Source organism: Actinophytocola sp., assembly GCF_035762905.1.
In the GTDB taxonomy this organism is placed as follows: domain Bacteria; phylum Actinomycetota; class Actinomycetes; order Mycobacteriales; family Pseudonocardiaceae; genus DASYTH01.
This window is the reverse complement of record NZ_DASUCC010000148.1, coordinates 1-22,415: the sequence shown is the minus strand read 5'-3', so window position 1 is coordinate 22,415 and position 22,415 is coordinate 1. Positions and strand designations below refer to the sequence as shown.

Sequence of the window (22,415 nt, the reverse complement as noted above, 5' to 3'; positions counted from 1 at the left end):
TGATCACTCTCGCCCGCCGCCTGTCATCATGCAAATGCATAGTGTTGATAGCTTCGATCAGCAATACTGATCTGATGACGTTCGACGAGATCGAGACCTTCGTCTGCATCGCCGAACTGGGCGGGTTCACCGAGGCGGCCCGGCGGCTGCACCGGTCCCAGCCCGCGATCAGCCGCCGGATCCACGAGCTCGAGCACGCGCTCGACGCGGAGCTGTTCGAGCGGCTCGGCCGCCGCGTGGCGCTCACCGACGCCGGACGTGCACTGCTGCCACACGCCGAGGCCGCCCTCGCCGCGGTCCGCGACGGTGAGCGTGCCGTCCGGGACCGGGCCGGGCGGGGCCGGGGTTCGCAGACGCTGCGTCTGGCCATCGTTGGAACCCTGGCCGACTCGCACATCGTCGACGCGCTGCGCGCGTTCCGGGCGCGGTTCCGGGACGCCACGGTCAACCTGCGGACCGCGACCAGCCGCGAGGTGAGCACGCTCGTCCGGGCCGGCGAGGCCTGCCTCGGCCTGCGCTACTTTCTCGACACCAACCCGAAACTGGAGTCCATCCCGCTCGGCACGGAGAAACTCTTCGTCGTGGTCCCGACCGCGCACCCGGTCACCGATCGCGAACTGCCGGACCTGCGGGCGCTGCGGGACGACACCTGGCTCGGCTTCCCACCGGAGCGCCATCAGCCCGACTCCTTCGGCGCCCTGCTCGAACGACACCTCACCGCCTGCGGGCTCGCGCCGCCGTCGATCACCAGGGTGGACAGCCTCACCGCGCAAAAACGATTGGTCGAAGCCGGCCTCGGCGTCGCCCTCATGCCGAAAAGCAGCGTCCGAGAGGAACTGCGCATCGGAAGCCTGCGCACGATCGATGTCCCCGCCCTGGACGCCCACCTGCCCGTAGTCGCCGTCCGACGAACAGGTGGCCATCACACCCACCTGGCAACCGAATTCCTACAGGTCCTGGCCGACCACACCCCGGACCTCGCCACGCCCCGCCGTGCATGACCAAGAGCCGATCGACCCAGCACCGCGCCGAGCAGCGCCCTGCCCGTAGCCGACCTCGCCGAGCCCCCCGGCTGCACTTGGAGTAAGCCCACCAATTTCGACATACGCTGACAAGGGAAGCAGTGCTGGACAAGCAATTCGGCGATGTCTCCCAGCACACCCATTCAAAGCGACCCCAACATTGCGGCGGCCGCCAGCACATCGCTCAACCCCACCTCGGCGGCCAACCGCTGCCGGATCGACGCCGCGAATGACCGTCGACTCCAGAGCTTCCAATCACGTCCTATCGGATCAGGCGAGGTGCCCCAGCGCGGCTCCCACAGCATCCGCACGCCGCTGGTCCAAGATCAACATGTGTCGCCGAATGTGCGCGGCACGCATCCGGGTGACACCGCTAGGCCATGGGTAAGTCTTGGGATGATCTTGGCCGTGAGCGGTTTCCGGAGACCTGGTTGACGGTGGGAGCGGGTTCTAGCCCCACCTCGCGGTTGACAGCGAGTGGGTGGCGTCGTATTTCGACAGCACCGGTCTTCTTGACCGCGCAAGGACAGTTCAGCGCCGCGCGTGCCGCTGGCGCCGCCGGCCCGACAGAGTCAGGGCGGTCCCGAGCGCGACGGCGGCCACTCCGACGATCACATTGGCGACCGGGTTGGGCGGACCGGTGACGGCCTGGTTGAACGCTGCGGCTGCCGGCGGGGCCGCCGCCGGCGGCGCGGCGCCCCCGCCCCCGCCGGGGGCCGCAAGGGTGACGTAGACGACCGCGAACGCCAGGGGACCGCCGTTGCGGTACAGCGTCTGGCCGGTGAAGAGCCAGGCGCCGGACGTTCAGCCGCTGCTGGTGGTCTGGACCACGCCTTGGTAGGTCCCCGGCGTGGCGACGCAGGCGGTGCTGGCGTCCGGGCAGATCGCGATCGAGGAGCCGGGCAACAGGCCGGCCGGGGTCACGTCGATGCCGGTGCCGGCGGAGTTGGTGCCGGTGTTGACCAGGACCACCCGGCCGCTCGGCCCGGCGCCCGCGGCGACGTAGGCCACCCAGGTCCCGCCGGACGGCTGGGCCGGGCGGCCGGGACCGGTCCGGTGGCGGCCCAGGCGAGGGCGGACACCGTCAGCGTGACGGCACCGGCCGCGAGCGTCATCGCACGCATGACAGGGGTGGAGGGGCATCGTCGGTAGCTCTCGGGTCGGGGCGTCAACTCTCCGGCATCCTGGCCGACGGAGGCGGGTCCGAACGGGTGATCTCCCTTTGGGAGCGCCATTTTCACCCGTCGAGGGGCGACCCTGTACCCGATCGGTTTACGGTGCGGTCATGACCCCGAACGGAGCCGGTGCGGTCCACCCGGCCGCCCAGTAGTGACCGCCGTTAACCAGCCGTGCCTGCTGAGTTACCAGGCCGGGTACCGTTCGTGCCATTCCGTGGTGTCCGGTGGGTTCGGCCCGAGTTCTGTCAGCAGGTCGAGGGTTAGCCGCTTGGTAACGTCGCGCAGCTCCAGCTCGGCCAGCCATCGGTGCGGGATGGCGTGGATACCGTCGCGTGCACCCAGGATGTTTCCGCAGATCGAGCCAGTCGAGTCGCTGTCGCCGGAGTGGTTGACCGCAAGCAGGAGCCCATCGGCCAGATCACGGGAGACCAGCGCCGCGCACACACCAATGGCCAGTGCCTCCTCGCCGACCCACCCGCCGCCCAGCCGGCTCTCGATCGTCTCGGGCGCCGGCCGCCCCTCCGCCGCCACCCGTACCGCCGCGACCAATGCCTGGTCGGTCTCGCCGTAATCGGGCCAGCCGCTCAGTTCGGCCCGTGCAACGTCCACGGCCGCGAGGAGGTCGGCGCCGCGCAGTATCTGGTGCACGATCACCGCAAGCGCCCCTGCCGACAGGTATCCGCTGGGGTGGCCGTGGGTCAATGCTCCCAACTCCGCCGCTGATGAGAACACCTCGGCGGTCGAGTCCGCCCATAGCGCTACCGGCGCTGAGCGCATCACCGCTCCGCATCCCTTGGAGTCGTTGGCTGGTCGCGTCGGCGACGGGCTTGGCGCGCCTGATGCGAATGCCGTCAGCGCGCCGAGCACGGTGTTGCCCGGTGCCCGCCGTGCATGCAGCTCAGCGCACTGCACCAGCCAACCGTCGGCCGCTGCCGCCTGATCGAACTTCCCCCGAGCCCGTTCCCAGGCCACTCCCTGCGTGTGTAGCCAACGCTGATAGGCGTGCTGGACCGTCGACCTCAGATCCCCGCCACCCCGCCGCCGCCCCACCGACGCCCGGACCAGGCCCTCCATGGTGAACAACGTCATCTGGGTGTCGTCGGTGACCCGGCCTCGTCCCCCGTACTCGTCGACAAAGTCCGTGGCTCCGGCCGCCCCGAACTCCTGTCGGATCTGCTCGATCGACAGGAACTCCACCGGTCCACCCAACGCATCCCCCACGGCACCGGCCATTATCGAGCCGAGCACCTGGTCCTGATCAACGCCGGTCACGGTCGATCGGCCGTGGCCAGTTCTCGCAGCGTCGCCAGGGAGATCGCCTCCCCCTCGCTCCCCGGAACGACATGGCCGGTCCGTGGGCCGTCCGGTAGGGCAGCGAGCGCCGCGATTGCCGCCGAGGGCAGGACATCCAGCGCCTTCTGCTCCCGCAACTTTTGGTACCACCACACGCCCGCGTTGAACGCGTCACCCCCCGCCGCCGTGCGCGGTTCGTACCCAGCGGCACCGTCCTCGTCAGCCGCCCAGAGGTAACCGAGTACCCCGGCATCGTTGGCGACGGCCACGTAGCGCACCGGTTTGTCCGTCGTACGTTCATAAGACGGTGGGCCAGCCACGACCCGTGGTTGAAGATCCTCGGTCTTCCAGCCATCACCTGTCATCGTGTCGTTCCTTTCGGTGACAGAACCTCACCATAGATCTGCCACTGGCCATTATCCCAAAACACTCGGTCCACCCGGTACGTCACGCCGCGCCCGAGCAACAACTCACGCTCACCGTTGCCGAATGCAGACACCTTCTCCATGTACAACGCGGGCGTCCCCTCCGGAACACGCAGATGCAGGACCGCCTCTTTACCTTGGAAGGCCCCGGCCGTGTCGCCGAGCGAGGTGGACATATAGGCGGGATCACCAAATGTCCTACCGACCATGTCAGGAGCCGACACCCCAATATGGCCCAAATTCGTTCCTCTGGACACCACGATGTCCTCGGGAACGGGTCTTCCCGCCATTGCCATGTCAATCTGCTCGATGTCGTGGCGAATCTGCGGTGTTTCCGGCTCGGTGCCACGCAGCACGCCATTGATGTCTACATAGGATGGGTAGTGTGGTGGATCTGTGGTGTAGTTGTACAGTGCGCTCGCCTGTTCGGCCGGCAGGTTCTCGGTGTAGTCATTCCACTGTTCCGCACCGTACCGGCTTGCTTCGTCGTTATCCCGAAAGGTTCGTGCGCCGTGGCCGATCTCCGCTTCCGCAACGTCGACCTGCCGGTGGGCGGGCAGGTTAATGAAATCAGCATCGGACAGTGGTGGCGCGCCCGCCTCACTGCCGGACCCATCGAGCGTCGAAGCGATTGAGCCCGGTCGATGCGTCTGCGGAGGACGGCTCGGGGCGCCGGTGGTCGCGGTGCTACCTGCCGGTGGGGCGGTGCCGGCGGCGGTCGGATTGGGCGGCCGGATGTTGGTATCGATACCGGCCAGGCGAGCGGCGCTGGTGGTGTCGGTGTCACGGTAGGCCGCCACCGTGCCGGCGGTGCCGGCTTGTGCTTGCTCGACCGCGCGAGTAGCCCGGGCGACCTGTTGCTCGGCATGACGAAAGTGGGACTGAGCGGCGCCAGCGAAACCGGAACCGATAACGCCCATGCTCTGCCGGCCGACGTCGACCCCAGACAGCGTTCTACCGACGTCGTCGACCCGAGTCCGGGTGGCATCGAGTCGACTTGCCATGGTGTCGATGGCATCGAGATTGGTACCGACTCCGCCGGCATCCGATCCACGGCGACGTGAATGCGGGCCGTCCGGTCGATCGCCGTGTGATCGCGGGCTGGCATGCTAGCCACCACCGGTAGAACCACCCGAACGCCGCCGCCCCGTCATGGCTCTGAACCTCCCCATTGCCGAACCAGTGCTCAGACGCAACGGGACCTGGGCACAGTTCCACAGGCCCTCGCATTAAGCACTGCCCCAAGCAGCTACCGTCCGGATCGGCACTGCTACGACCGGGCATGTCGTCACCGGTACACGCACCCCTATCGGGTGCGAGCCGAGATGGCTTTGAACTGCGCATACGCTTGATCACTCAGAGTGCCCCCGGTGCGATTCGAACGCACACTGGACGGGTTTTGAGTCGGCCGTGCAACGTCACTTAGGCTGTCTACCAGGCAATACGTCCCAATGTAGGTCCGTTTTGTCTCACTGTGGGCATGAGTTCACCTGAGTTCATGCCCAAACCCATGCCCACGAGCCCGACCCTTTGTGACGGGATGCCCGAGGTCTCTCTCAGAGCCGTTTCGAGCCCCCAAATTGCCGGCCCGTGACGGGATCGCGCGATCCCGTCACACCCGTCACAGAGGCTATCGTCGCAGGTAGAGGCCCACCCGATCCCGTCACAACCCTGTGACGGGTGTGACTGCATCTGTGACGGGTGCGAACGGTCCACACCCCTAAGTGCCCCACCGGTTCGACTCGTCGTGCCGGTCGGCGAGTTCGTCACCGTGGAGCAGCAGGCAGGCAAAGCACCGCCGCCCGTCCTGCTCGGTGAGCCGGCTGGCCAGCGCGCTGTGTTCGCACAAAGCCTCCGCCGTCAACTCCCCGATGTTCTCTGGCCGGAAGGCGTGGACCAGCCCGTCCCACGGCGACATGCGCCATACCAGCCTGGCAGTCGGATCCGGTGCCCCGTTCTCAGCCATGGCAGTTCCGCCGATGCTCGGCGAGTCGATCGGAGGCCTCCTCCTGGTTCGCCCCGATGCACCAGGTAGGACAGGACCCGCATTCCCGGACCACGCGCGGTCCGTCCGGCGACCGATCGACCGGGCACCCGGCGGTGCCCGCGAGGATGGTGGCACCGCTCGCCCATGCGCTGAACAAGGTCGCACGGCGTTCACACACGATGCCCACCCCAGACGATCGTGAACGCCTCGATGGCGGTGGTTGGGTGTGCGGCATCAGTCACCGAAACAGCGTCACGCCGTCACTCACCGCTCACCAGGGCCGATCCACCCGGCAGGTAGGGGGCAGAATGGGGGTAGATCACCGGCCAGGAGTCCCACCGTGCCCGACCCGAACAACCACCTCCGCGCCGCCCGAGAGGCCACGCCGTCGCCCGGGTGCCCTGGCGCCGCGATGTCACGCGCGGAGCTGGCCGACGCGGTGAACACCTGGCTGGCCGAGCACTCCACGCGGCCCGGCGCCCTGGACGAGCACTACGTGGCCCGACTGGAACGCGGCCGGGTCCGTTGGCCCGGCCGGGAGTACCGCGCCGCTTTCCGTGCCGTTCTCGGCGCATCCACAGATACCGACCTGGGCTTCCAGCCCTCCAACCGCCGACCAGTGCGCCCCAACCGTGCCTTTTCAGGACTAGACGGGGTGATCGACCCGGACGAGGAGGACCGGCTGGCCTACGCCGTGCGGGAGCCCCGGCGAGTGGACGCCGCCGCGCTGCGGTCCGTAGCGGATGTATTGGCCGCCGTGCGCCGGCTGGAGGACGAAACTGGGGCGGCCAACGTGCTCCCCACAGTTCGCGCCCAGCGTGAGTTGGTGGAAGCGTTCGCCGCCGAAGGACGCGGCCCCGTGCGACCGATCGCGGTCGGCCTGGCATCCGAACTCGCCCAATACCACGGTTGGCTGCACATCCCCCTGGGCCGGTTCGAAGAGGCTCAGGCGCATCTGGACCGGGCAGCTGTGCTGGGCCTGGAAGCTGACGATCCTGACCGCCTGTCCACCGCGCTGTCCTTCAGCGCGTACCGCGCGATCCGAGCCGGTGACTTCCGCACCGCCGATGCCCTGTCGGACGCAGCCCGCCGAGACACGCGGACAAACGTGGCTCTACGCACATACGAGACCTACCAACGAGCCGAAGTATTGGCACGCAACGGGGAACGCACGGATGCCGTGCGGCTGCTCTCCGAGGCGGACACAATGGTCGACCACCTCCCACCAGAGGACGAGCTACCCCCCGCCGGCTACTGGTACACCCCCGCGTTCTTCCTGGGCCAGAAGGGCTTCGTCCTACACGCACTCGGCGACATCCACGGAGCGCGCCAAGCTGCCCGAGACTGCCTGGCCACCATGCCGCCCGAATGGTCCACGTCAGAGTGGGCGACTCGCCGCCGGCGGCTGGCAGAAGAATAGCTCGACCCTGATCGGCTGTATTCTGGTGGACGATGGGCGTGGACAAGCGGCCTTACTGGCGTCTATGGCTGCCCGGTAAGGCGGCGTTCAACATCCTCACACAATGCGATTAGCGCGCGGGAACGCTCCGCATGAATTGACTTCTCGGGCGCAAGGAGAACTGATTCCGAAACGGTGCTCTTTACGGCGAGCTTTGTTGCATCGTCTAGCAATTTTCCCTGAGTTCGAAAACAGCTCTCGACTCGGGAGCTCCACTTTCTTTTGCTGGATCTGAATTCGCGCACGTTCAGGTTTACGCCAAAGCGATCCATTACCGCTTGAAAATAGACACTAGGATCCAGGCAGTCTTCAAGCTCTGACTCTTTCATGCCCGGGGCTATGGCGAAGTATTCCTCACGGGAAGATAGCAGCCCTTCGTCTCTGGCCTTCTTGGCGGCCAATATACCAGCAGCGTCGTTGTCGAGTAGGACTACATAACGACAAATCTGAGAACGCAGCATCTCCAGTCTTGTCGAAAGATTTGAGGCGCTACTCATAGATCCAATCGCCAGCTCGCCCGACGAGAGTTGGTTTCGCAGGTATCCACTGTGCGTGGAGAAGATTGCTTTTAGCGCGAGTTCGTCGCAACCGCCTTCGACTAGTACGATCAGGGATGCGGAGGAGAGATTGTCAGCCGCGCGCACGCCAAGGGCGGCCCGCAGCTCGCGCAAGCTGGCAGATTGCTGCGCCTTGTTTTCTCTGACGATAATGTTGTTACTCAGATTGAATCTGTCTACCAGAAGTGGACTATGAGTTGTGATGGCAATCTGCTTCTTTTCCGCGATCTCGTGCAAGACCGCCCTGACCTGATGCACCGCCCGAGGGTGGAGATGCGCTTCGGGCTCCTCAACTGCCAGGAACAGCGATCTACGGCCTAGATCGGCAGCTTTCCGGGCGAGGGCCAGGGCTGCAAGGCTCTGTACGCCATCGCCTTTCATGCGAAGGTCGGTAGGTACTCCGTCGTCTACGACAATTCGGCATTTCTCTGCGAGGATTCCCAGTAGATCATCCACGGGCAATTGGACTTCAACGTTCTGCACTTCGGGCAGGAAGTCTGTAAGGGTCTCCGCAAGGTCGGTTGCCATGGGGTGCAGTGCGGAGTTAAGGGCGGACTGCAGGGCGGTCAAGGCATCTTTGTATTCGTCCTTGTCGAGGAGCTCATCCAGTTCAAAAAGCAACATGTTGCGAACTACTTCAGCCGCATCGGCGGCTGTTCGAATTGATGGAACGTACTCGATTCTAAGTGTCTGGCCAATGAATTGGGCAACTCTGCTGGCCTTCTGCATCAGCGTCTGCTTTCCAGGGCCTTGTTTCCGAACAGTGAACTCAACCTGTCGCCCAAGCGTAAGACGGATCGGAAGCTCTGTTTTGAGTTGGACGCCAATGGCCCTTCGAAACGAAAGTTTTTCGGAGTCATTGAGTTCGAACCAAAGATCGATTATAGTGTTCCCGTCGGGGCTCCTGTCTTGAAGGTCCTTCGGATAGTCTTCGGTCCAATCATAATCGGCTCCAGTCCGCCTTAGCACGGTTCTTCCTGGCGCGAGGGTACTACTGAACCGGCGCAGGATCTTCATGCTTGTGACAACTGCTCTGAGGATGTTTGACTTGCCTTCGTTATTTGGTCCCACAAGTACGGTGAGGCCACCAAGATCTAGGCGTGCGGTCTTCTTAATCGACCGATACTTCTGGATCGCGATCCCTGATAGTCTCAACTGCATTACCTCGCGAAGATTAGCCAACGAAAGTTTGTCCACCGCTGAGCATTAGAACGCATGATCTCGACTAAGGTCACTGAAGTGGTATCAGGGTAGACCTGTCATACCTTAGGTTTACGCTTGGGCATACGGGAACCGAGGATTTCGGCGGCTTTGCGGTCGGAGGCGGCTACCCAGGCGGCGTAGACCTTGAGGGTGGTGGCGCCGCCTCCGCCGTGGCCTAGGCGGCCGGCGACTGTCGGGAGATCTACGCCGGCGGTCAGCAGCTCTGTGGCGCTGTAGTGGCGGAGGGCGTGCAGGTGGGTCTTGATGCCCAGGCGTGCGGTCATGTCTTTGTAGCGTTGGGTGACGGCGTTGGGAGAGTACGGGACTGAGTGATCCGGGGTGGTGGCGTTGCTGAACATGAACACGTCATCGTTGAAGGGGAGGGCGAGTGTTTCGAGGCGGGCGGCGACGCGGGTGCGGTGTTCGCGGAGCAGGGTCACAGTCTCGGAGTCGAGGGCGATGCGGCGGATCTGGTGGGTCTTGGTGTCCTTCTCTTTGCCGAGGACCCAGTTGCGGCGGAGGTCGATGGTCTCGGTGTCGAGGTCGACGTGGGTGAAGCGGAGGGCGCAGAGTTCGCCTCGGCGCATGCCTGTTGTCATCGCGAGCCAGACGAGGGTGCCCCAGTCGTCGTCCATCTCGAACGCTCGCTCCACGATGCGGCTGGCTTCGGTGGGGGTGGGTGGGGCGGGCTCGGGGGGTTTGCGGCGGGGGCGGCGGGTGATCTTGGCGGGGTTGTCGTTGATCCAGCCCCACCGTTCGGCGGCCGCGAGCGTGCCGCTGATGATGGAGTGGATCTGCTGAACGGTCGACGCGGACAGGGGACGGCAGACGTGGGCGCGGCAGCCCGCGTTCACGCAGTCGTGGTCGTCTGCGGTCTTGTGGTTCATGAACGGGCGACCGTCGCAGCGGGTGCGGCAGCGGCGTAGCTCTGTATAGAACGTCTCCAGGGTGCGGGCGTCGATCTTGCGGACGGGGATCGAACCGAGGACCGGGCGGATGTGGTTGGCGATGTAGCCGACGTAGGTCTTGCGGGTGCTGGGCTCGGTTTCGTTGGTGCGGAGCCATTCGTCGACGGCATGGGCGAATGGGACCGACGAGGCGGCGGAGCGTTGGCGTAGGACCTGGGTGCGGAACTGGGACAGTTTGTCCTCAGCCTTGCGCCAGGCAGCGGTGTCGGTGCCGGGAATCGTCGCGCGGAGGTAGACCTGGCGCCCTGTAACGGGATCCGTGCCGGCGTAGAGACGGACGCGGAGTCCGGGGCCGCGTTCTTCGATGTTGCCTCGCTGGCGGCCTCCGGGCCGCGTGGCAGCCATGTCACCCAGGGTACTCATGCCCAGCGCCATGCCCAAGGGGCTAGCGGGTGATTGTCCAGCAAGAGAACCTGCTGGTAGATCTGGTGCCCCCGGTGCGATTCGAACGCACACTGGACGGGTTTTGAGTCCGTTGCCTCTGCCGGTTGGGCTACGGGGGCCTAGGGGGAAGGTTACGGGATGGGTGGGGGTGGGGGTGGGTGGGTTGGGGGTGTTGGGGAGGTGTTGGGGTGATCACGTCCGATTGGGGGGCGTGGGCGGTAAGCTGCGGTTTTGGCGGGTATGGGACGAGTGTAGGAGGACGCTGGTGACGGAGCAGGTCCAGGATCGTCCTGGCGTCCAGCGGAGTGTGCTCGTTGCGGAAGATGAAGCGTTGATCCGGCTGGATCTGGTTGAGATGTTGCGGGAAGAGGGGTACGCGGTCGCGGGGGAGGCGGCTGATGGCGAAGAGGCCGTGCGGTTGGCTACGGAACTGCGGCCTGACCTCGTGATTCTCGATGTGAAGATGCCGAAGGTTGACGGGATCGACGCGGCGTCGACGATTGCGGGGAAGAGGATCGCGCCGGTCGTGATCCTGACGGCGTTCAGCCAGCGGGAGCTGGTGGAGCGGGCGCGGGATGCGGGGGCGATGGCTTACCTGGTGAAGCCGTTCGCCAAGCATGACCTGGTGCCGGCGATCGAGCTGGCGGTGAGCCGGTTCGCGGAGCTGCAGGCGCTGGAGACCGAGGTCGCGGGGCTGACCGAGCGGCTCGAGACCCGCAAGGTGATCGAGCGGGCCAAGGGGCTGCTGATGACCAAGCAGGGGCTGTCCGAGCCGGAGGCGTTCCGCTGGATCCAGCGCACGGCGATGGACCGGCGCACCACGATGAAGGCGGTCGCCGAGGCCGTGATCGACAACATCAACTGATCACGAAGTTCCGGAGCAGGGACGCGGGGCGCGGGGACGGGCCGTACTCGCGCACCTCGAGGACGTGTGGGCCGGGGTCGAGGTCGGCGAGGCCGAGGGCGATCTGGTACTCGCCGCCGACGCCGTCGCCATCGGTGGCCGTCGGCAACGCGGCGGCGATCCGGCCGTCCAGCCACAGCTCGAAGCCCCGGACGCCGGCCACGCCGCCGCTGTCCCACTGCGTGATCCGGCCGTCCAGGCGCACGGTCAGGACCAGCTGACCCCGCGGCGCCACGGTCGTGCTGGGCAGCGGGGTTCCGGCGGCGTCGCCGAAGACCAGGTCGAGGTCGGGCAGCGCGTCCGGGGTGGCCGCGCGCGTGTCGGTGTACCGCCCGCGTGGCCGGTCCGGGGGCTTCCAGTCCGGTCCGGGGGTGATCTCCAGGTAGCTCTCCACCACGTTGAGCCCGTCCGGGCCGCCGGCCGCGCGCAGCACGAACGGGCTCAGCGGATCCGGTCCGGCGCTGCCGAGCAGGTCCGGCGGCAGGTCGGCCAGCACGGTGACGGCCGCACCGCGCTCGGCCGGCGGGCCGGGGGTGGCCGGCCGGGCGGCGATGGTGCGCTCGCCGAGCTGCACGACGATCCCGTTCGGGTCGACCTCGGGCACGGTGGTGACCGTGGTGACCAGTCGGGCGCCGGCGGCCGTGACCAGCGGCGCCCGGGAGATCCCGATGCCGGGGGCCTTGTCGAGCAGGTTGAGCACCCGGTGGGTGGCCGGGTTGACCGGCACCTCGACCACCTGCGGCACCGGGAGCGGCGGCCCGCTGAACCCGGCGGCGGCCACGTGCACCCGGGCGGCGCGCCCGGCCGGCCCGCGCAGGCCGAACAGCACCGACGCCTCCCGCCAGGCCGGCACGGCGCCGCTGGCCGCCAGCACGGTGCCGTCCTGGCGCAGCGACAGGCCGGAGGTGGTCAGCACCAGCTCGAAGCGGTGCGGCACGCCCGGCCCACGCCGGGCCGCCGGCTCCGGGCTCGGCGCCGAAGGCCCGGTCAGCCCGGGGCCGGTCAGCACCCGGCCACCGGCGTCGTTCACGATCACCCGGACGGTGGACGCGGGCAGGCTCGGGTCCACGCCGGCGCGGTCTCCGACCCGCCCGGTGCCCAGCCGGTCGGCCGGGCCCGGCACCAGGTCGATGGTCAGCTCGCCGCCCGGTCCGGCGGCGTCGGTGAGCACTGTGACGGTGCCGAGCACCCCGTCCGGGCCGGCCGGGTCGGCCAGTCGCATCGGTTGCCGGGCCCGCAGCACCGCGACGTCCGCGCCGCAGCCGAAGTCGATCGGCAGGCCCCGCCGGCCGGAACCGTCGGCGGGGTCGACACAGCCGCGGTAGCCGGACAGGTGCCAGCGCGATCCGGGCAGGTCGGCGCGCACCGTGCGGGGGTCGGCGAAGTCGTCGTAGAGCCCGGTCAGGGCGGCCCGCCACGGTTCCGGTTGCGGTCCCGGCGTCCCGGTGACGGTGGCGGGAGCGGAACGTCGCCCGAACCGGTCGATTCCACGAACCTCGATCTGGTACGGCTCACCGTCGGTGAGCCCGTCGAGCTGGGTGTCCGGCGCGACCACCAGCCGGTTGTGGACCGGCTCGCCGGGCCGCTGCCACGTCACCTGGTAGCCGGCAACCGGCCCGCCGGCACCGTCCGACCAGGACAGTCGCAGTTGGCCGGTGGCGGGGACGGCCCGCAGCAGATCCGGCCGCGCCGGAGCCTCGCCGGGCCGGGGCAGGACGACGTTGTGCGCCGCGAAGCGATCGATCCGCACCGGTCGGGTGATCTCGGGCGGGGGACGCGGCGTTTCGGTATCGCGCAGCAGCACGACCGACCCGACCACCAGGGCCGCGCCGCCCAGCCATGCCAGCACGCGGATACGAGTCGGCACCCCTCAAGGGTAGGCGACGTACGGTAACAGGATCGACGCAGATGTCCGGTGAGCGGACGGCAATGAGGCTTTTTCGTTGCAGTCTGGTCACGAGGGCGGAGTGGGCGTGACTACCCGCCGCATCACTTACTACGTTCCGCCCCAGCCCTCTGACAGGGACGTGGGCGGGGTCCGGCATGCTTACCCGCAAGGTTCGGACAACCGCGGTGACGCGATGAAGGGACGTGAAGTGCGAAACCAGACGGCGAAGGCCGCAGTGCTGGTCGCTGCTGGCGCATTGGTGCTCGCAGCCTGTGGCACGAACAAGGAGGAGTCGGGTGGCGGTGGTGGGCAGGCCGCCTGCGACACCAGCAAGGGCACCCTGATCGTTGGCGTCATTGCCCCCCAGTCGGGCAGTCTTTCCGCACTGGGCCTGGGCATCAAGAACTCGGCTGACCTCGCGGTCAAGCAGGCCAACGAGGCGTGCAAGGTCAAGGGCTACAAGCTGGCCCTGCAGACCGAGGACGACCAGGCGACCGCGCAGGTCGGCGCGCAGGCCGCCACCAAGCTGTCGTCCAACCCGAACGTGGTCGGCGTGATCGGCACGCTGAACTCCTCGGTGGCGCAGAGCGTGCAGCCGGTGCTGGCCCAGAAGAAGATCGCGCAGATCTCCCCGGCCAACACCAACCCGTCCCTGACCCAGGGCACGGATTACGCGACCAGCAAGAAGCGGCCGTTCGAGACCTACTTCCGGGTCTGCACCACCGACGCCCTGCAGGGCCCGTTCGGTGCCACCTACATGGTCAGCAAGGCCGGTAAGAAGAAGATCGCCACGATCAGCGACGGCAAGACCTACGGTGTGGGCCTGGTGCAGGAGTTCACCAAGCAGGCCACCAAGCTCGGCGCGGCCGTGGTCGCGAACGAGACGGTCGGCGAGAAGGACACCGACTTCGGTGGTGTCATCGCCAAGATCCGTGGCGCGGCGCCGGACGCGGTCTACTACGGCGGTGAGTACCCGATCGCCGGGCCGCTGTCGAAGCAGATGAAGGACGCCGGCCTGAACGTTCCGCTGATGGGCGGCGACGGCATCTTCGACCCGAAGTTCATCGAGCTGGGCGGCGCCGACGGTGACCTGGCCACCTCGGTGGGTGCTCCGACCGAGTCGCTGTCCAGCGCCAAGGCGTTCGTGGACGCCTACGCCGCGGCGAACTACCCCGAGGCCTTCAGCGCCTACGGTGCGTTCTCCTACGACTCGGCGAACGCCCTGATCGGTGCACTGGCCACCACCATGGGCGACAGCGGCACGTGGGGCGAGGACAAGCGCGCCGACCTGCTGAAGAACATCGGCTCGTACAAGGCGACCGGCGCCACGGGCGAGGTCGCGTTCGACGAGTACGGCGACAGCACCAACAAGCTGCTCACCGTCTACCAGGTGTCCGGCAAGGAGTGGAAGCCGGTCGAGACCGGCAAGTTCGAGGGCTGATCAAACCCGTTCCGACCGGGGATAGCCGGATGACGGGGGCAGGCATCTACGCTTGCCCCCGTCATTCATGGAGGTAGATGTGTCGACGCTGCTCGAGCAGCTGGCCAATGGCATGGTGTTAGGGGGAACGATCGCCCTGATCGCGATCGGCTACACCATGGTCTACGGGATCATCCAGCTGATCAACTTCGCCCATGGCGAGGTGTTCATGATCGGGGCCTACGGGGCGCTGTTCGCGTTCATGTGGTGGCTGCCGTCGGGGATGAAGGAAGACTGGTACGTCACGCTGCCGCTCCTGCTGGTGATCGGCATCGGGGTCGCGGTCGGGGTCGCGGTGCTGATGGAACGGTTCGCCTACCGGCCGTTGCGCAACGCACCCCGGCTGGCGCCGCTGATCACCGCGCTCGGCGTGTCCGTGTTCCTCCAGGAGTTCGTCCGGGTGTTCTATCGCTGCCCGTCGCCGAGCGGCGGTGAGCCATCGGCGTGCGCCACCTCGGCGATCGGCTTCCCGGAGGCGTTCGTCAAGGGCGGTGTGCACGTCTCGATCGGACAGGGGTTCACCATCCCCTACGCCGGCATCCTGATCATCGTGGTTTCCCTCGGCCTCGCGGTCGCGCTGCAGATGTACGTCGGCCGATCCCGGATGGGCCGGGCGATGCGGGCCACCTCGGCCGACCCGGACACCGCCCGGCTGATGGGCGTCAACCCGGACCGCACCATCGTCATCACGTTCGTGATCGGCGGGGCGCTGGCCGGTGTCGCCGGTGTGCTGTACGGCGTGCGGTACACCAGCGTCAACATCGACATGGGTTTCCTGAACGGCATCTTCGCGTTCACCGCGGCGGTGCTCGGCGGCATCGGCAGCATCAAGGGTGCCGTGGTCGGCGGCTTCGCCATCGGTCTGATCAAGACACTGGCCGGGCAGTACATGCCCGGCGGCACCGGGTACGACCTGGTGTGGATCTTCATCGTGCTGATCGTGGTGCTGGTGTTCCGCCCGCAAGGGTTCTTCGGTGAGACCGAGAGGGTGCGAGCATGAGTCCCCTTGAGTTCACCACGGTCGTCGTCGCCTTCGCCGTATACGTCTGGCTGGTCAGCCAGGCCGGCAAACAGGCCACCGACCGGACGGTGTTCGCCCGGCCGGCGGCCGTGGCCGGTGGCGTGCTCACGATCGTGGCCGCGCTGCTGCCGTGGGCGACCTTCGTGCTCAACGACGGTCCGTACCCGGCGAAGTCGACGCTGCAGTTCTTCGACGCGCCGTTCGAGCTCGGCGGCTTCCGGGCCCACCTGGCCCTGTTCGGCATCGTCGCGCTGGTGTTCACCTTCGTGCGCATTCCCGGCCGGAACCGGGCGATCCGGGGCCTCGGCTGGGGTGTCGGTGTCATCTCGCTGGTCAACGTGCTGTTCATCGCGATCAACGGCGGCGGGATCGGCGCGGTGACCGCCGCGGAGGGGTCGACGGCCTTCGCCGGGTTCCTCGGTCTGATCGCCGGCGTGCTGCTGGTGGCCGCGGGCTCGGCCGGTGGGATCGAGCCGATCCCGCAGTGGCCGACCAAGTTGCCGACCGCGGTCGCCTTCCTGGTGCTGCTGTTGTCGTTCGCCGGTCTGCTGTGGGTGGTCGCCGAGACGCTCACCTCGGGTGGTCTCGGCGGTCCGTCCAGTCCGTACGCCGGCCCGGAGTTCCTGAGCTATCTCGGGTTCCTGGTCGGTCTGCTCGGCGCGCTGTACGGGATCGGGCTGCTCCGTTGGATCTCCACGCTCTCCGAGCAGCACCGGGTGTTCAGCATGATCGTGCTGCTGCTGTGCGCGGTCGCGCTGCCGTTCACCGACGCCGGCACCGACTACTGGATGACCGTCGCGGTCAACATCGGCGTCTACGCCGCGACCGCGATCGGGTTGAACATCGTGGTCGGTCTTGCCGGCCTGCTCGACATCGGCTACGTGGCGTTCCTCGGCATCGGCGCGTTCGTCGCGGCCCAGCTGTCCGGGGCGGCGTCGGCCAAGCTGGCCGGTCCGATCGGTGAGGTCCCGTTCATCATCGTGTTGGTGATCTGCGCGGTGGTGGCCGGCATCTTCGGTGCCATCGTCGGTTCGCCGACCCTGCGGGTGCGCGGCGACTACCTCGCCATCGTGACGCTCGCGTTCGGTGAGATCTTCCGCAAGTCCGCGCAGGAGAACATCGGCGGGCTCACCGGCGGGGCCAACGCGGTGCCGAACATCCCGCCGATCTCGCTGTTCGATCAGCCGTTCAACGAGCCGATCTCGGCCGGCGGCGTGGTGCTGCCGTCCGGGGTGCTCTACTACTTCCTCATCGTGCTGCTGATCGCGGTGGTCATGCTGGTCTTCGCGAACCTGAAGGACAGCCGGATCGGCCGGGCCTGGATGGCCATCCGCGAGGACGAGGACGCGGCAAGGGCGATGGGCATCAAGACCGGCAAGGCCAAGATCCTCGCCTTCCTGGTCGGCGCCACGCTGGCCGGCATGGCCGGCGCGGTGTTCGCGCACAAGACCAGCACGGTGGCCTACGACAGCTTCCAGTTCCTGGAGTCGGTGACCCTGCTGGCCGCGGTCGTGCTCGGCGGCATGGGCACGATCCCGGGCGCGGTGCTCGGCGCGTCGCTGCTGTTCGTGCTGCCGGAGAAGCTGCGTGAGTTCAACGAGTACCGGCTGATGATGTTCGGTCTGGCGCTGGTGCTGATCATGCGGTTCCGGCCGCAGGGTCTGGTGCCCGACCGGGTCCGGCGGGCCGAGTTCGCCGGTGAGACCGCGACCGGCGAGTCGATCGAGCAGGTTCAGGAGAAGGCCGTCGTCGAACACGAACAGGAACTGGCCGAGGCCGAGACCGGGCCCGGGCCCGCGGCTCCGGCCGGCGGCGGGGAAGGACGGGCGCGACCATGACGACGGACATGGCGGCTGAGGCCGAGACCAGGCCCGCGACCGTGCTCGAGGCGCGCGGCGTGACCATGCTGTTCGGCGGGTTGTCCGCGCTGAGCGACGTGTCGCTGCGCCTGGAACAGGGCCAGATCGTGGGCCTGATCGGGCCGAACGGGGCCGGCAAGACCACCTTCTTCAACTGCCTCACCGGCCTGTACACCCCGACCCGCGGGGTGGTGCTGCTGTCCGGCAAGCGGCTGCCGACCGACCCGGCCGAGGTGACCGCCGCCGGGGTGGCCCGCACGTTCCAGAACATCCGGCTGTTCCCGAACATGACCGTGCTGGAGAACGTGCTGATCGGCCGGCACGCGCGGACCAAGCAGGGTCCGATCGCGTCGCTGCTGCACGGGCCGTCGTTCAAGCGCGGCGAGGAAAACGCCCGGGCGCACGCCCGGGACCTGCTCAAGTTCGTCGGGCTGGCCAAGGTGGAGGGTGAGACCGCCCGGTTCCTGCCCTACGGCGACCAGCGCCGGCTGGAGATCGCCAGGGCGCTGGCCACCGAGCCCAAGGTGCTGCTGCTGGACGAGCCGACCGCCGGCATGAACCCGCAGGAGACCGACGCGGCCCGGGAGCTGATCTTCAAGATTCGCGACCGGGGCATCTCGGTGGTGGTGATCGAGCACGACACCAAGTTCATCTTCAGTCTGTGTGACCAGGTCTCCGTGTTGGTGCAGGGATCGCTGCTGGTCGAGGGGACGCCGGACGTGGTGCGCGAGGATCCGCGGGTGATCGAGGCCTACCTCGGCAAGCCGCCGGAAGAGGTCGAGGCGGAGGTCCGTGAGCTCTCCGCCGACCACGGCACCGGCAACCAGGCGGCGGGCGAGGAGGAGACCCGATGACGGCGTTGTTGGAGGTGGAGGACCTCAGCGTCGCGTACGGAGCGATCGAGGCGGTGCGCAACATCTCGTTCACCGTGGACGAGGGCCAGATCGTCTGCCTGATCGGGGCGAACGGGGCCGGCAAGACCACGACCCTGCGCACCATCTCCGGGCTGCTCCGGCCCCGGGCCGGGGACATCCGGTTCCGCGGCCAGTCGATCACCGCGCTGCCGGCGCACTCCATCCTCAGCGGCGGGATCGCGCACAGCCCGGAGGGCCGGCGGGTGTTCGCCAGGATGACGGTCGAGGAGAACCTGCTGCTCGGCGCGTACACCCGGACCGACCAGGCCGGGATCGCGGCGGACATCCGGCGGGTGTGCGAGCTGTTCCCGGTGCTCGGCGAGCGGCGCAACCAGAAGGCCGGGCTGTTCTCCGGTGGTGAGCAGCAGATGTTGGCCATCGGCCGGGCGATGATGTCCCGGCCGCGGCTGCTGATGCTCGACGAGCCGTCCATGGGCCTCTCGCCGATCATGACCCAGCTGATCTTCGACACGATCCGCGAACTGCAGCAGCAGGAGACCACGATCCTGCTGGTCGAGCAGAACGCGCTGGCCGCGCTGGCCCTTGCCGACCACGCCTACGTGGTCGACCTCGGGCAGACCACGCTGTCCGGGCCGGGCCACGACCTGCTCGCCGACGAGCGGGTCCGGGCGGCCTACCTCGGGCAGGGCTGAGCTACGGGCCGGGCGGGCGGTCCCGCACCAGGCAGGTGAGCCTTCCGGTGCAGGTCCGCCTGCCCTGCTCGTCGGTGATCGTGATCTCCACGGTGACCGTGCCGCGGCCGACGTGCAGCGGCGTGCACACCCCGGTGACCGTGCCCTCGCGCACGGCCCGGTGGTGCGTGCAGGACAGCTCGAGTCCCATGGTGGCCCGGTCGAGGCCGGCGTTGAGCGCGGCGCAGGCCGAGCCGATGGTCTCGGCGAGCACCGCGTTGGCGCCACCGTGCAGCAGGCCGTAGGGCTGCAGGTTGCCCTTGACCGGCATCGTGCCGACCACCCGCTCGGGGCTCCACTCGGTGATCTCGATGCCCAGCTTCGTCGGCAGCAACTGGTCGACGAACTCGAGCGGGATCCCCGGGATGTCAGCGGTCACGGTGCCTCCTCACGTGTGTCGGTGCTCCACCATAGACTCGGGCCGTGACTGACAAGCCCGGCACCGGTACCCGCAAGATGCTGCTCATCGACGGCCACTCGATGGCCTACCGGGCCTTCTACGCGCTGCCCAAGGAGAACTTCGCCACCCAGACGGGTCAGCACACCAACGCCGTGTACGGCTTCACCTCGATGCTGATCAACCTGATCCGGGACGAGAAGCCGACCCACATGGCGGTCGCGTTCGACGTGTCCCGCAAGACGTTCCGCAGCGAGGCCTACGCCGACTACAAGGCCACCCGCAGCAGTACTCCGGACGAGTTCAAGGGCCAGGTCAGCCTGATCGAGGAGGTGCTCCGGGCGCTGTGCGTCCCGTTCCTCTCGCTGGACCGCTACGAAGCCGACGACCTGATCGCCACGCTCACCACGCAGGCGGTGGCCGACGGCTTCGACGTCATCATCTGTAGCGGCGACCGGGACGTCATCCAACTGGTCAACGAGTCGGTCACGCTGCTCTACCCGAGCCGAGGGGTGTCCGAGATGTGGCGGCTGGACCCGCCGACCGTGCTGGAGAAGTACGGCGTCACCCCGGTGCAGTACCCGGACTTCGCGGCGCTGCGCGGTGACCCGTCGGACAACCTGCCCAAGATCCCCGGGGTGGGCGAGAAGACCATCACCAAATGGATCAACGAGTTCGGTTCGCTCGCCGAGCTGGTGGACCGGGCCGACGAGGTGAAGGGCAAGGCCGGCGACGCGCTGCGCGCCAACCTGGCCAACGTGCTGCTCAACCGGCAGCTCACCGAGCTGGTCAAGGACGTGCCGCTCGAGGTCGGCCCCGGCGACCTGGCGCTGCGGCCGTGGGACCGGGACGCGGTGCACCGGCTGTTCGACGAGCTGGAGTTCCGTGTGCTGCGGGAGCGGCTGTTCACCGAGCACACCAGCGTCGAGCCGGAGGCGGAGGAGGGCTTCCACGTCGTCGGCGGTGCGCTGGTGCCCGGGGAGCTGGCCGGCTGGCTGGAGCGCTGTTGCGGCAAGGGCCAGCGGGTGGGGGTGTGTTTCCGGTACACGCCGGTCGGGGTGTCCGGCGAGGCGGTCGAGCTGCGCACGGTGGCGCTGGCCGGGGCCGGTGACGAGGGCGTGTTCATCGACGTCGGCAAGCTGACCGAGGAGGACGAGCGGGTGCTGGTGGCCTGGTTCGCCGACGCCGATGCGCCAAAGGCGACCTACGACGTGAAGCGGTCGCTGCACGCGGTGCGGCATCAGGGCTGGACGCTGCGCGGGTTGGCCACCGACACCCAGCTGGCGGCCTACCTGGTGCGGCCCGGTCAGCGTTCGTTCAGTCTGGACGACCTGGCGCTGCGCTACCTCAAGCGGGAGCTGCGGGTGGAGGAGCAGCCCGAGGAGCGGCAGCTGTCCCTGCTGGACGGGGAGGAGGGCGACGAGGCCAACCTGGCGGCCGGCGAGATCCTCAAGGCCCGGGCGATCGCCGAGCTGTCCGACGCGCTGGACGCCGAGCTGGAGAAGATCGGCGGAGCGCGGCTGCTGGTCGAGATGGAGCTGCCGCTGCTCGAGGTGCTCGCCGAGCTGGAGGCGGCCGGGATCGCGGTGGACATCGAGCTGCTCGCGTCGCTGGACGCGCACTTCGGGGGCCGGGTGAAGCAGGCAGAGCAGGAGGCGTTCAAGGTCATCGGCAAGGAGATCAACCTGGGTTCGCCCAAGCAGTTGCAGACCGTGCTGTTCGACGAGCTGCACATGCCGAAGACCAAGCGCACCAAGACCGGCTACACCACCGACGCCGACGCGCTGACCAACCTCTACGCCGCCACCGAGCACCCGTTCCTTGCGCACCTGCTCGAGCACCGGGACGCGAGCCGGCTGAAGATCACGGTCGAGGGCCTGATCAAGTCGGTGACCGACGACGGGCGGATCCACACCACCTACAGCCAGACGATCGCGGCGACCGGGCGGCTGTCGTCCACCGAGCCGAACCTGCAGAACGTGCCGATTCGCACCGACGAGGGCCGCACGATCCGGGACACGTTCATCGTGGGGTCGGGTTATGCGGAGCTGATGACCGCGGACTACAGCCAGATCGAGATGCGGATCATGGCGCACCTGTCCGGCGATCGCGCGCTGATCGAGGCTTTCCAGTCCGGGCACGACTTCCACGCGGCCACCGCGGCCCGGGTGTTCTCGGTGGAGCCCGGCGAGGTGACCGGCGCGCAGCGGGCCAAGATCAAGGCGATGAACTACGGCCTGGCCTACGGTCTGTCCGCGTTCGGTCTGTCCCAGCAGCTGCGGATCTCCACCGAGGAGGCGCGCGCACTGATGGACGAGTACTTCGCCGAGTTCGGCGGCGTCCGGGACTATCTGAACTCGGTGGTGGACAAGGCCCGCAAGGACGGCTACACGTCGACGATCTTCGGGCGGCGCCGCTACCTGCCCGACCTCACCAGTGACAACCGCCAGCGCCGCGAGATGGCCGAGCGGATGGCGCTGAACGCCCCGATCCAGGGCAGCGCCGCCGACATCATCAAGGTCGCGATGCTCAACGTGCAGCGCGAGCTGAAAGCATCCGACCTGCGCTCCCGGATGCTGCTGCAGGTGCACGACGAACTCGTGCTCGAGGTCGCCGAGGGCGAGCAGGCCGCGACCGAGGACCTGGTCCGCCAGGGCATGGGCAGCGCCTACCACCTGGACGTCCCACTGGACGTTTCAGTCGGCTTCGGCCGCTCCTGGAACGACGCCGCACACTAGAATTCCGCGCCACCGTTAACCCGTCCGAGTGACGATCGCGCGAACG

General features: G+C 67.7%; 18 protein-coding genes and 1 tRNA gene. 9 read left to right on the top strand and 10 right to left on the bottom strand.

Features of this window, described 5'->3' with window-relative positions; all coding sequences use genetic code 11:
• The first annotated feature begins 74 nt into the window (after nucleotides 1-74).
• Nucleotides 75-1,001 carry a LysR family transcriptional regulator gene (locus tag VFV67_RS32090; protein WP_326474452.1) on the top strand — a complete coding sequence of 309 codons (927 nt, stop codon included), beginning with the start codon at nucleotides 75-77 and terminating at the stop codon, nucleotides 999-1,001.
• An 825-nt stretch (nucleotides 1,002-1,826) separates the two neighbouring features.
• Here VFV67_RS32090 and VFV67_RS32085 read toward each other — a convergent pair.
• The 5 genes from VFV67_RS32085 to VFV67_RS32065 all read right to left on the bottom strand — a co-directional run bounded on the left by VFV67_RS32085 (nucleotide 1,827) and on the right by VFV67_RS32065 (nucleotide 5,884).
• Complete coding sequence (locus tag VFV67_RS32085; protein WP_326474451.1) at nucleotides 1,827-2,033, bottom strand: hypothetical protein; 207 nt, start codon at nucleotides 2,031-2,033, stop codon at nucleotides 1,827-1,829.
• 350 nt (nucleotides 2,034-2,383) lie between these two features.
• Nucleotides 2,384-3,472 carry an ADP-ribosylglycohydrolase family protein gene (locus VFV67_RS32080; protein WP_326474450.1) on the bottom strand — a complete coding sequence of 363 codons (1,089 nt, stop codon included), beginning with the start codon at nucleotides 3,470-3,472 and terminating at the stop codon, nucleotides 2,384-2,386.
• Entirely contained in the window at nucleotides 3,469-3,858 is a 390-nt protein-coding gene (locus VFV67_RS32075; protein ID WP_326474449.1) for a hypothetical protein, read from the bottom strand. The genes VFV67_RS32080 and VFV67_RS32075 overlap by 4 nt, the downstream gene beginning before the upstream one ends.
• Complete coding sequence (locus VFV67_RS32070; protein WP_326474448.1) at nucleotides 3,855-4,922, bottom strand: ADP-ribosyltransferase; 1,068 nt, start codon at nucleotides 4,920-4,922, stop codon at nucleotides 3,855-3,857. Before VFV67_RS32070 ends, VFV67_RS32075 begins: the two co-directional genes overlap by 4 nt.
• 716 nt (nucleotides 4,923-5,638) lie before the next feature.
• Complete coding sequence (locus tag VFV67_RS32065) at nucleotides 5,639-5,884, bottom strand: hypothetical protein (protein WP_326474447.1); 246 nt, start codon at nucleotides 5,882-5,884, stop codon at nucleotides 5,639-5,641.
• Nucleotides 5,885-6,245: 361 nt separating this feature from the next.
• Here VFV67_RS32065 and VFV67_RS32060 point away from each other — a divergent pair, with 361 nt between their 5' ends.
• The gene (locus VFV67_RS32060; RefSeq protein ID WP_326474446.1) at nucleotides 6,246-7,325 is read left to right on the top strand and encodes an XRE family transcriptional regulator; all 1,080 of its coding nucleotides are present in this window, start codon (nucleotides 6,246-6,248) and stop codon (nucleotides 7,323-7,325) included.
• Nucleotides 7,326-7,387: 62 nt separating this feature from the next.
• Here the strand turns inward: VFV67_RS32060 and VFV67_RS32055 are convergent, their stop codons facing one another.
• The 3 genes from VFV67_RS32055 to VFV67_RS32045 form a co-directional block, all read right to left on the bottom strand.
• Complete coding sequence (locus tag VFV67_RS32055; RefSeq protein WP_326474445.1) at nucleotides 7,388-9,118, bottom strand: ATP-dependent nuclease; 1,731 nt, start codon at nucleotides 9,116-9,118, stop codon at nucleotides 7,388-7,390.
• A gap of 62 nt (nucleotides 9,119-9,180) precedes the next feature.
• Nucleotides 9,181-10,437, bottom strand: coding sequence for a site-specific integrase (locus VFV67_RS32050; RefSeq protein WP_326474444.1), 1,257 nt, complete (start codon nucleotides 10,435-10,437; stop codon nucleotides 9,181-9,183).
• Nucleotides 10,438-10,518: 81 nt separating this feature from the next.
• Nucleotides 10,519-10,595: transfer RNA gene (locus VFV67_RS32045), tRNA-Leu, on the bottom strand.
• 146 nt (nucleotides 10,596-10,741) lie between these two features.
• Between VFV67_RS32045 and VFV67_RS32040 the strand changes: the two genes are divergently transcribed.
• Nucleotides 10,742-11,341: an ANTAR domain-containing response regulator gene (locus VFV67_RS32040; RefSeq protein ID WP_326474443.1), complete on the top strand. Its 600-nt coding sequence runs from the start codon at nucleotides 10,742-10,744 to the stop codon at nucleotides 11,339-11,341.
• On the opposite strand, the gene VFV67_RS32035 is transcribed toward VFV67_RS32040, so the two are convergent.
• On the bottom strand, nucleotides 11,334-13,247 hold the full coding sequence (locus VFV67_RS32035) for a fibronectin type III domain-containing protein (protein ID WP_326474442.1): 1,914 nt from the start codon (nucleotides 13,245-13,247) through the stop codon (nucleotides 11,334-11,336). The genes VFV67_RS32040 and VFV67_RS32035 overlap by 8 nt on opposite strands.
• A 229-nt stretch (nucleotides 13,248-13,476) precedes the next feature.
• On the opposite strand from VFV67_RS32035, the gene VFV67_RS32030 reads away from it, so the two are divergent.
• The 5 genes from VFV67_RS32030 to VFV67_RS32010 all read left to right on the top strand — a co-directional run bounded on the left by VFV67_RS32030 (nucleotide 13,477) and on the right by VFV67_RS32010 (nucleotide 19,195).
• Nucleotides 13,477-14,709, top strand: coding sequence for a branched-chain amino acid ABC transporter substrate-binding protein (locus VFV67_RS32030; RefSeq protein WP_326474441.1), 1,233 nt, complete (start codon nucleotides 13,477-13,479; stop codon nucleotides 14,707-14,709).
• A 79-nt stretch (nucleotides 14,710-14,788) separates the two neighbouring features.
• Complete coding sequence (locus VFV67_RS32025; RefSeq protein ID WP_326474440.1) at nucleotides 14,789-15,748, top strand: branched-chain amino acid ABC transporter permease; 960 nt, start codon at nucleotides 14,789-14,791, stop codon at nucleotides 15,746-15,748.
• Complete coding sequence (locus VFV67_RS32020; protein ID WP_326474439.1) at nucleotides 15,745-17,607, top strand: branched-chain amino acid ABC transporter permease; 1,863 nt, start codon at nucleotides 15,745-15,747, stop codon at nucleotides 17,605-17,607. Before VFV67_RS32025 ends, VFV67_RS32020 begins: the two co-directional genes overlap by 4 nt.
• On the top strand, nucleotides 17,604-18,482 hold the full coding sequence (locus tag VFV67_RS32015) for an ABC transporter ATP-binding protein (RefSeq protein WP_326474438.1): 879 nt from the start codon (nucleotides 17,604-17,606) through the stop codon (nucleotides 18,480-18,482). Before VFV67_RS32020 ends, VFV67_RS32015 begins: the two co-directional genes overlap by 4 nt.
• Nucleotides 18,479-19,195 (top strand): ABC transporter ATP-binding protein, encoded by a 717-nt coding sequence (locus VFV67_RS32010; protein WP_326474437.1) that lies wholly within the window; start codon nucleotides 18,479-18,481, stop codon nucleotides 19,193-19,195. The genes VFV67_RS32015 and VFV67_RS32010 overlap by 4 nt, the downstream gene beginning before the upstream one ends.
• Nucleotide 19,196: 1 nt before the next feature.
• On the opposite strand, the gene VFV67_RS32005 is transcribed toward VFV67_RS32010, so the two are convergent.
• The gene (locus VFV67_RS32005; RefSeq protein ID WP_414636390.1) at nucleotides 19,197-19,592 is read right to left on the bottom strand and encodes a PaaI family thioesterase; all 396 of its coding nucleotides are present in this window, start codon (nucleotides 19,590-19,592) and stop codon (nucleotides 19,197-19,199) included.
• Between the two features lie 98 nt (nucleotides 19,593-19,690).
• Between VFV67_RS32005 and polA the strand changes: the two genes are divergently transcribed.
• Complete coding sequence (gene polA / locus VFV67_RS32000; protein WP_326474505.1) at nucleotides 19,691-22,369, top strand: DNA polymerase I; 2,679 nt, start codon at nucleotides 19,691-19,693, stop codon at nucleotides 22,367-22,369.
• Nucleotides 22,370-22,415: the final 46 nt, after the last annotated feature.

What these genes read in the sequence shown, in the direction of transcription:
- VFV67_RS32010 (WP_326474437.1), top strand. Translation starts at nt 18,479, where the DNA reads ATGACGGCGTTGTTGGAGGTGGAGGACCTCAGCGTCGCGTACGGAGCG.
- VFV67_RS32050 (WP_326474444.1), bottom strand. Translation starts at nt 10,437, where the DNA reads ATGGCTGCCACGCGGCCCGGAGGCCGCCAGCGAGGCAACATCGAAGAA.
- polA (WP_326474505.1), top strand. Translation starts at nt 19,691, where the DNA reads ATGCTGCTCATCGACGGCCACTCGATGGCCTACCGGGCCTTCTACGCG.
- VFV67_RS32075 (WP_326474449.1), bottom strand. Translation starts at nt 3,858, where the DNA reads ATGACAGGTGATGGCTGGAAGACCGAGGATCTTCAACCACGGGTCGTG.
- VFV67_RS32015 (WP_326474438.1), top strand. Translation starts at nt 17,604, where the DNA reads ATGACGACGGACATGGCGGCTGAGGCCGAGACCAGGCCCGCGACCGTG.
- VFV67_RS32020 (WP_326474439.1), top strand. Translation starts at nt 15,745, where the DNA reads ATGAGTCCCCTTGAGTTCACCACGGTCGTCGTCGCCTTCGCCGTATAC.
- VFV67_RS32070 (WP_326474448.1), bottom strand. Translation starts at nt 4,922, where the DNA reads ATGGCAAGTCGACTCGATGCCACCCGGACTCGGGTCGACGACGTCGGT.
- VFV67_RS32065 (WP_326474447.1), bottom strand. Translation starts at nt 5,884, where the DNA reads ATGGCTGAGAACGGGGCACCGGATCCGACTGCCAGGCTGGTATGGCGC.
- VFV67_RS32090 (WP_326474452.1), top strand. Translation starts at nt 75, where the DNA reads ATGACGTTCGACGAGATCGAGACCTTCGTCTGCATCGCCGAACTGGGC.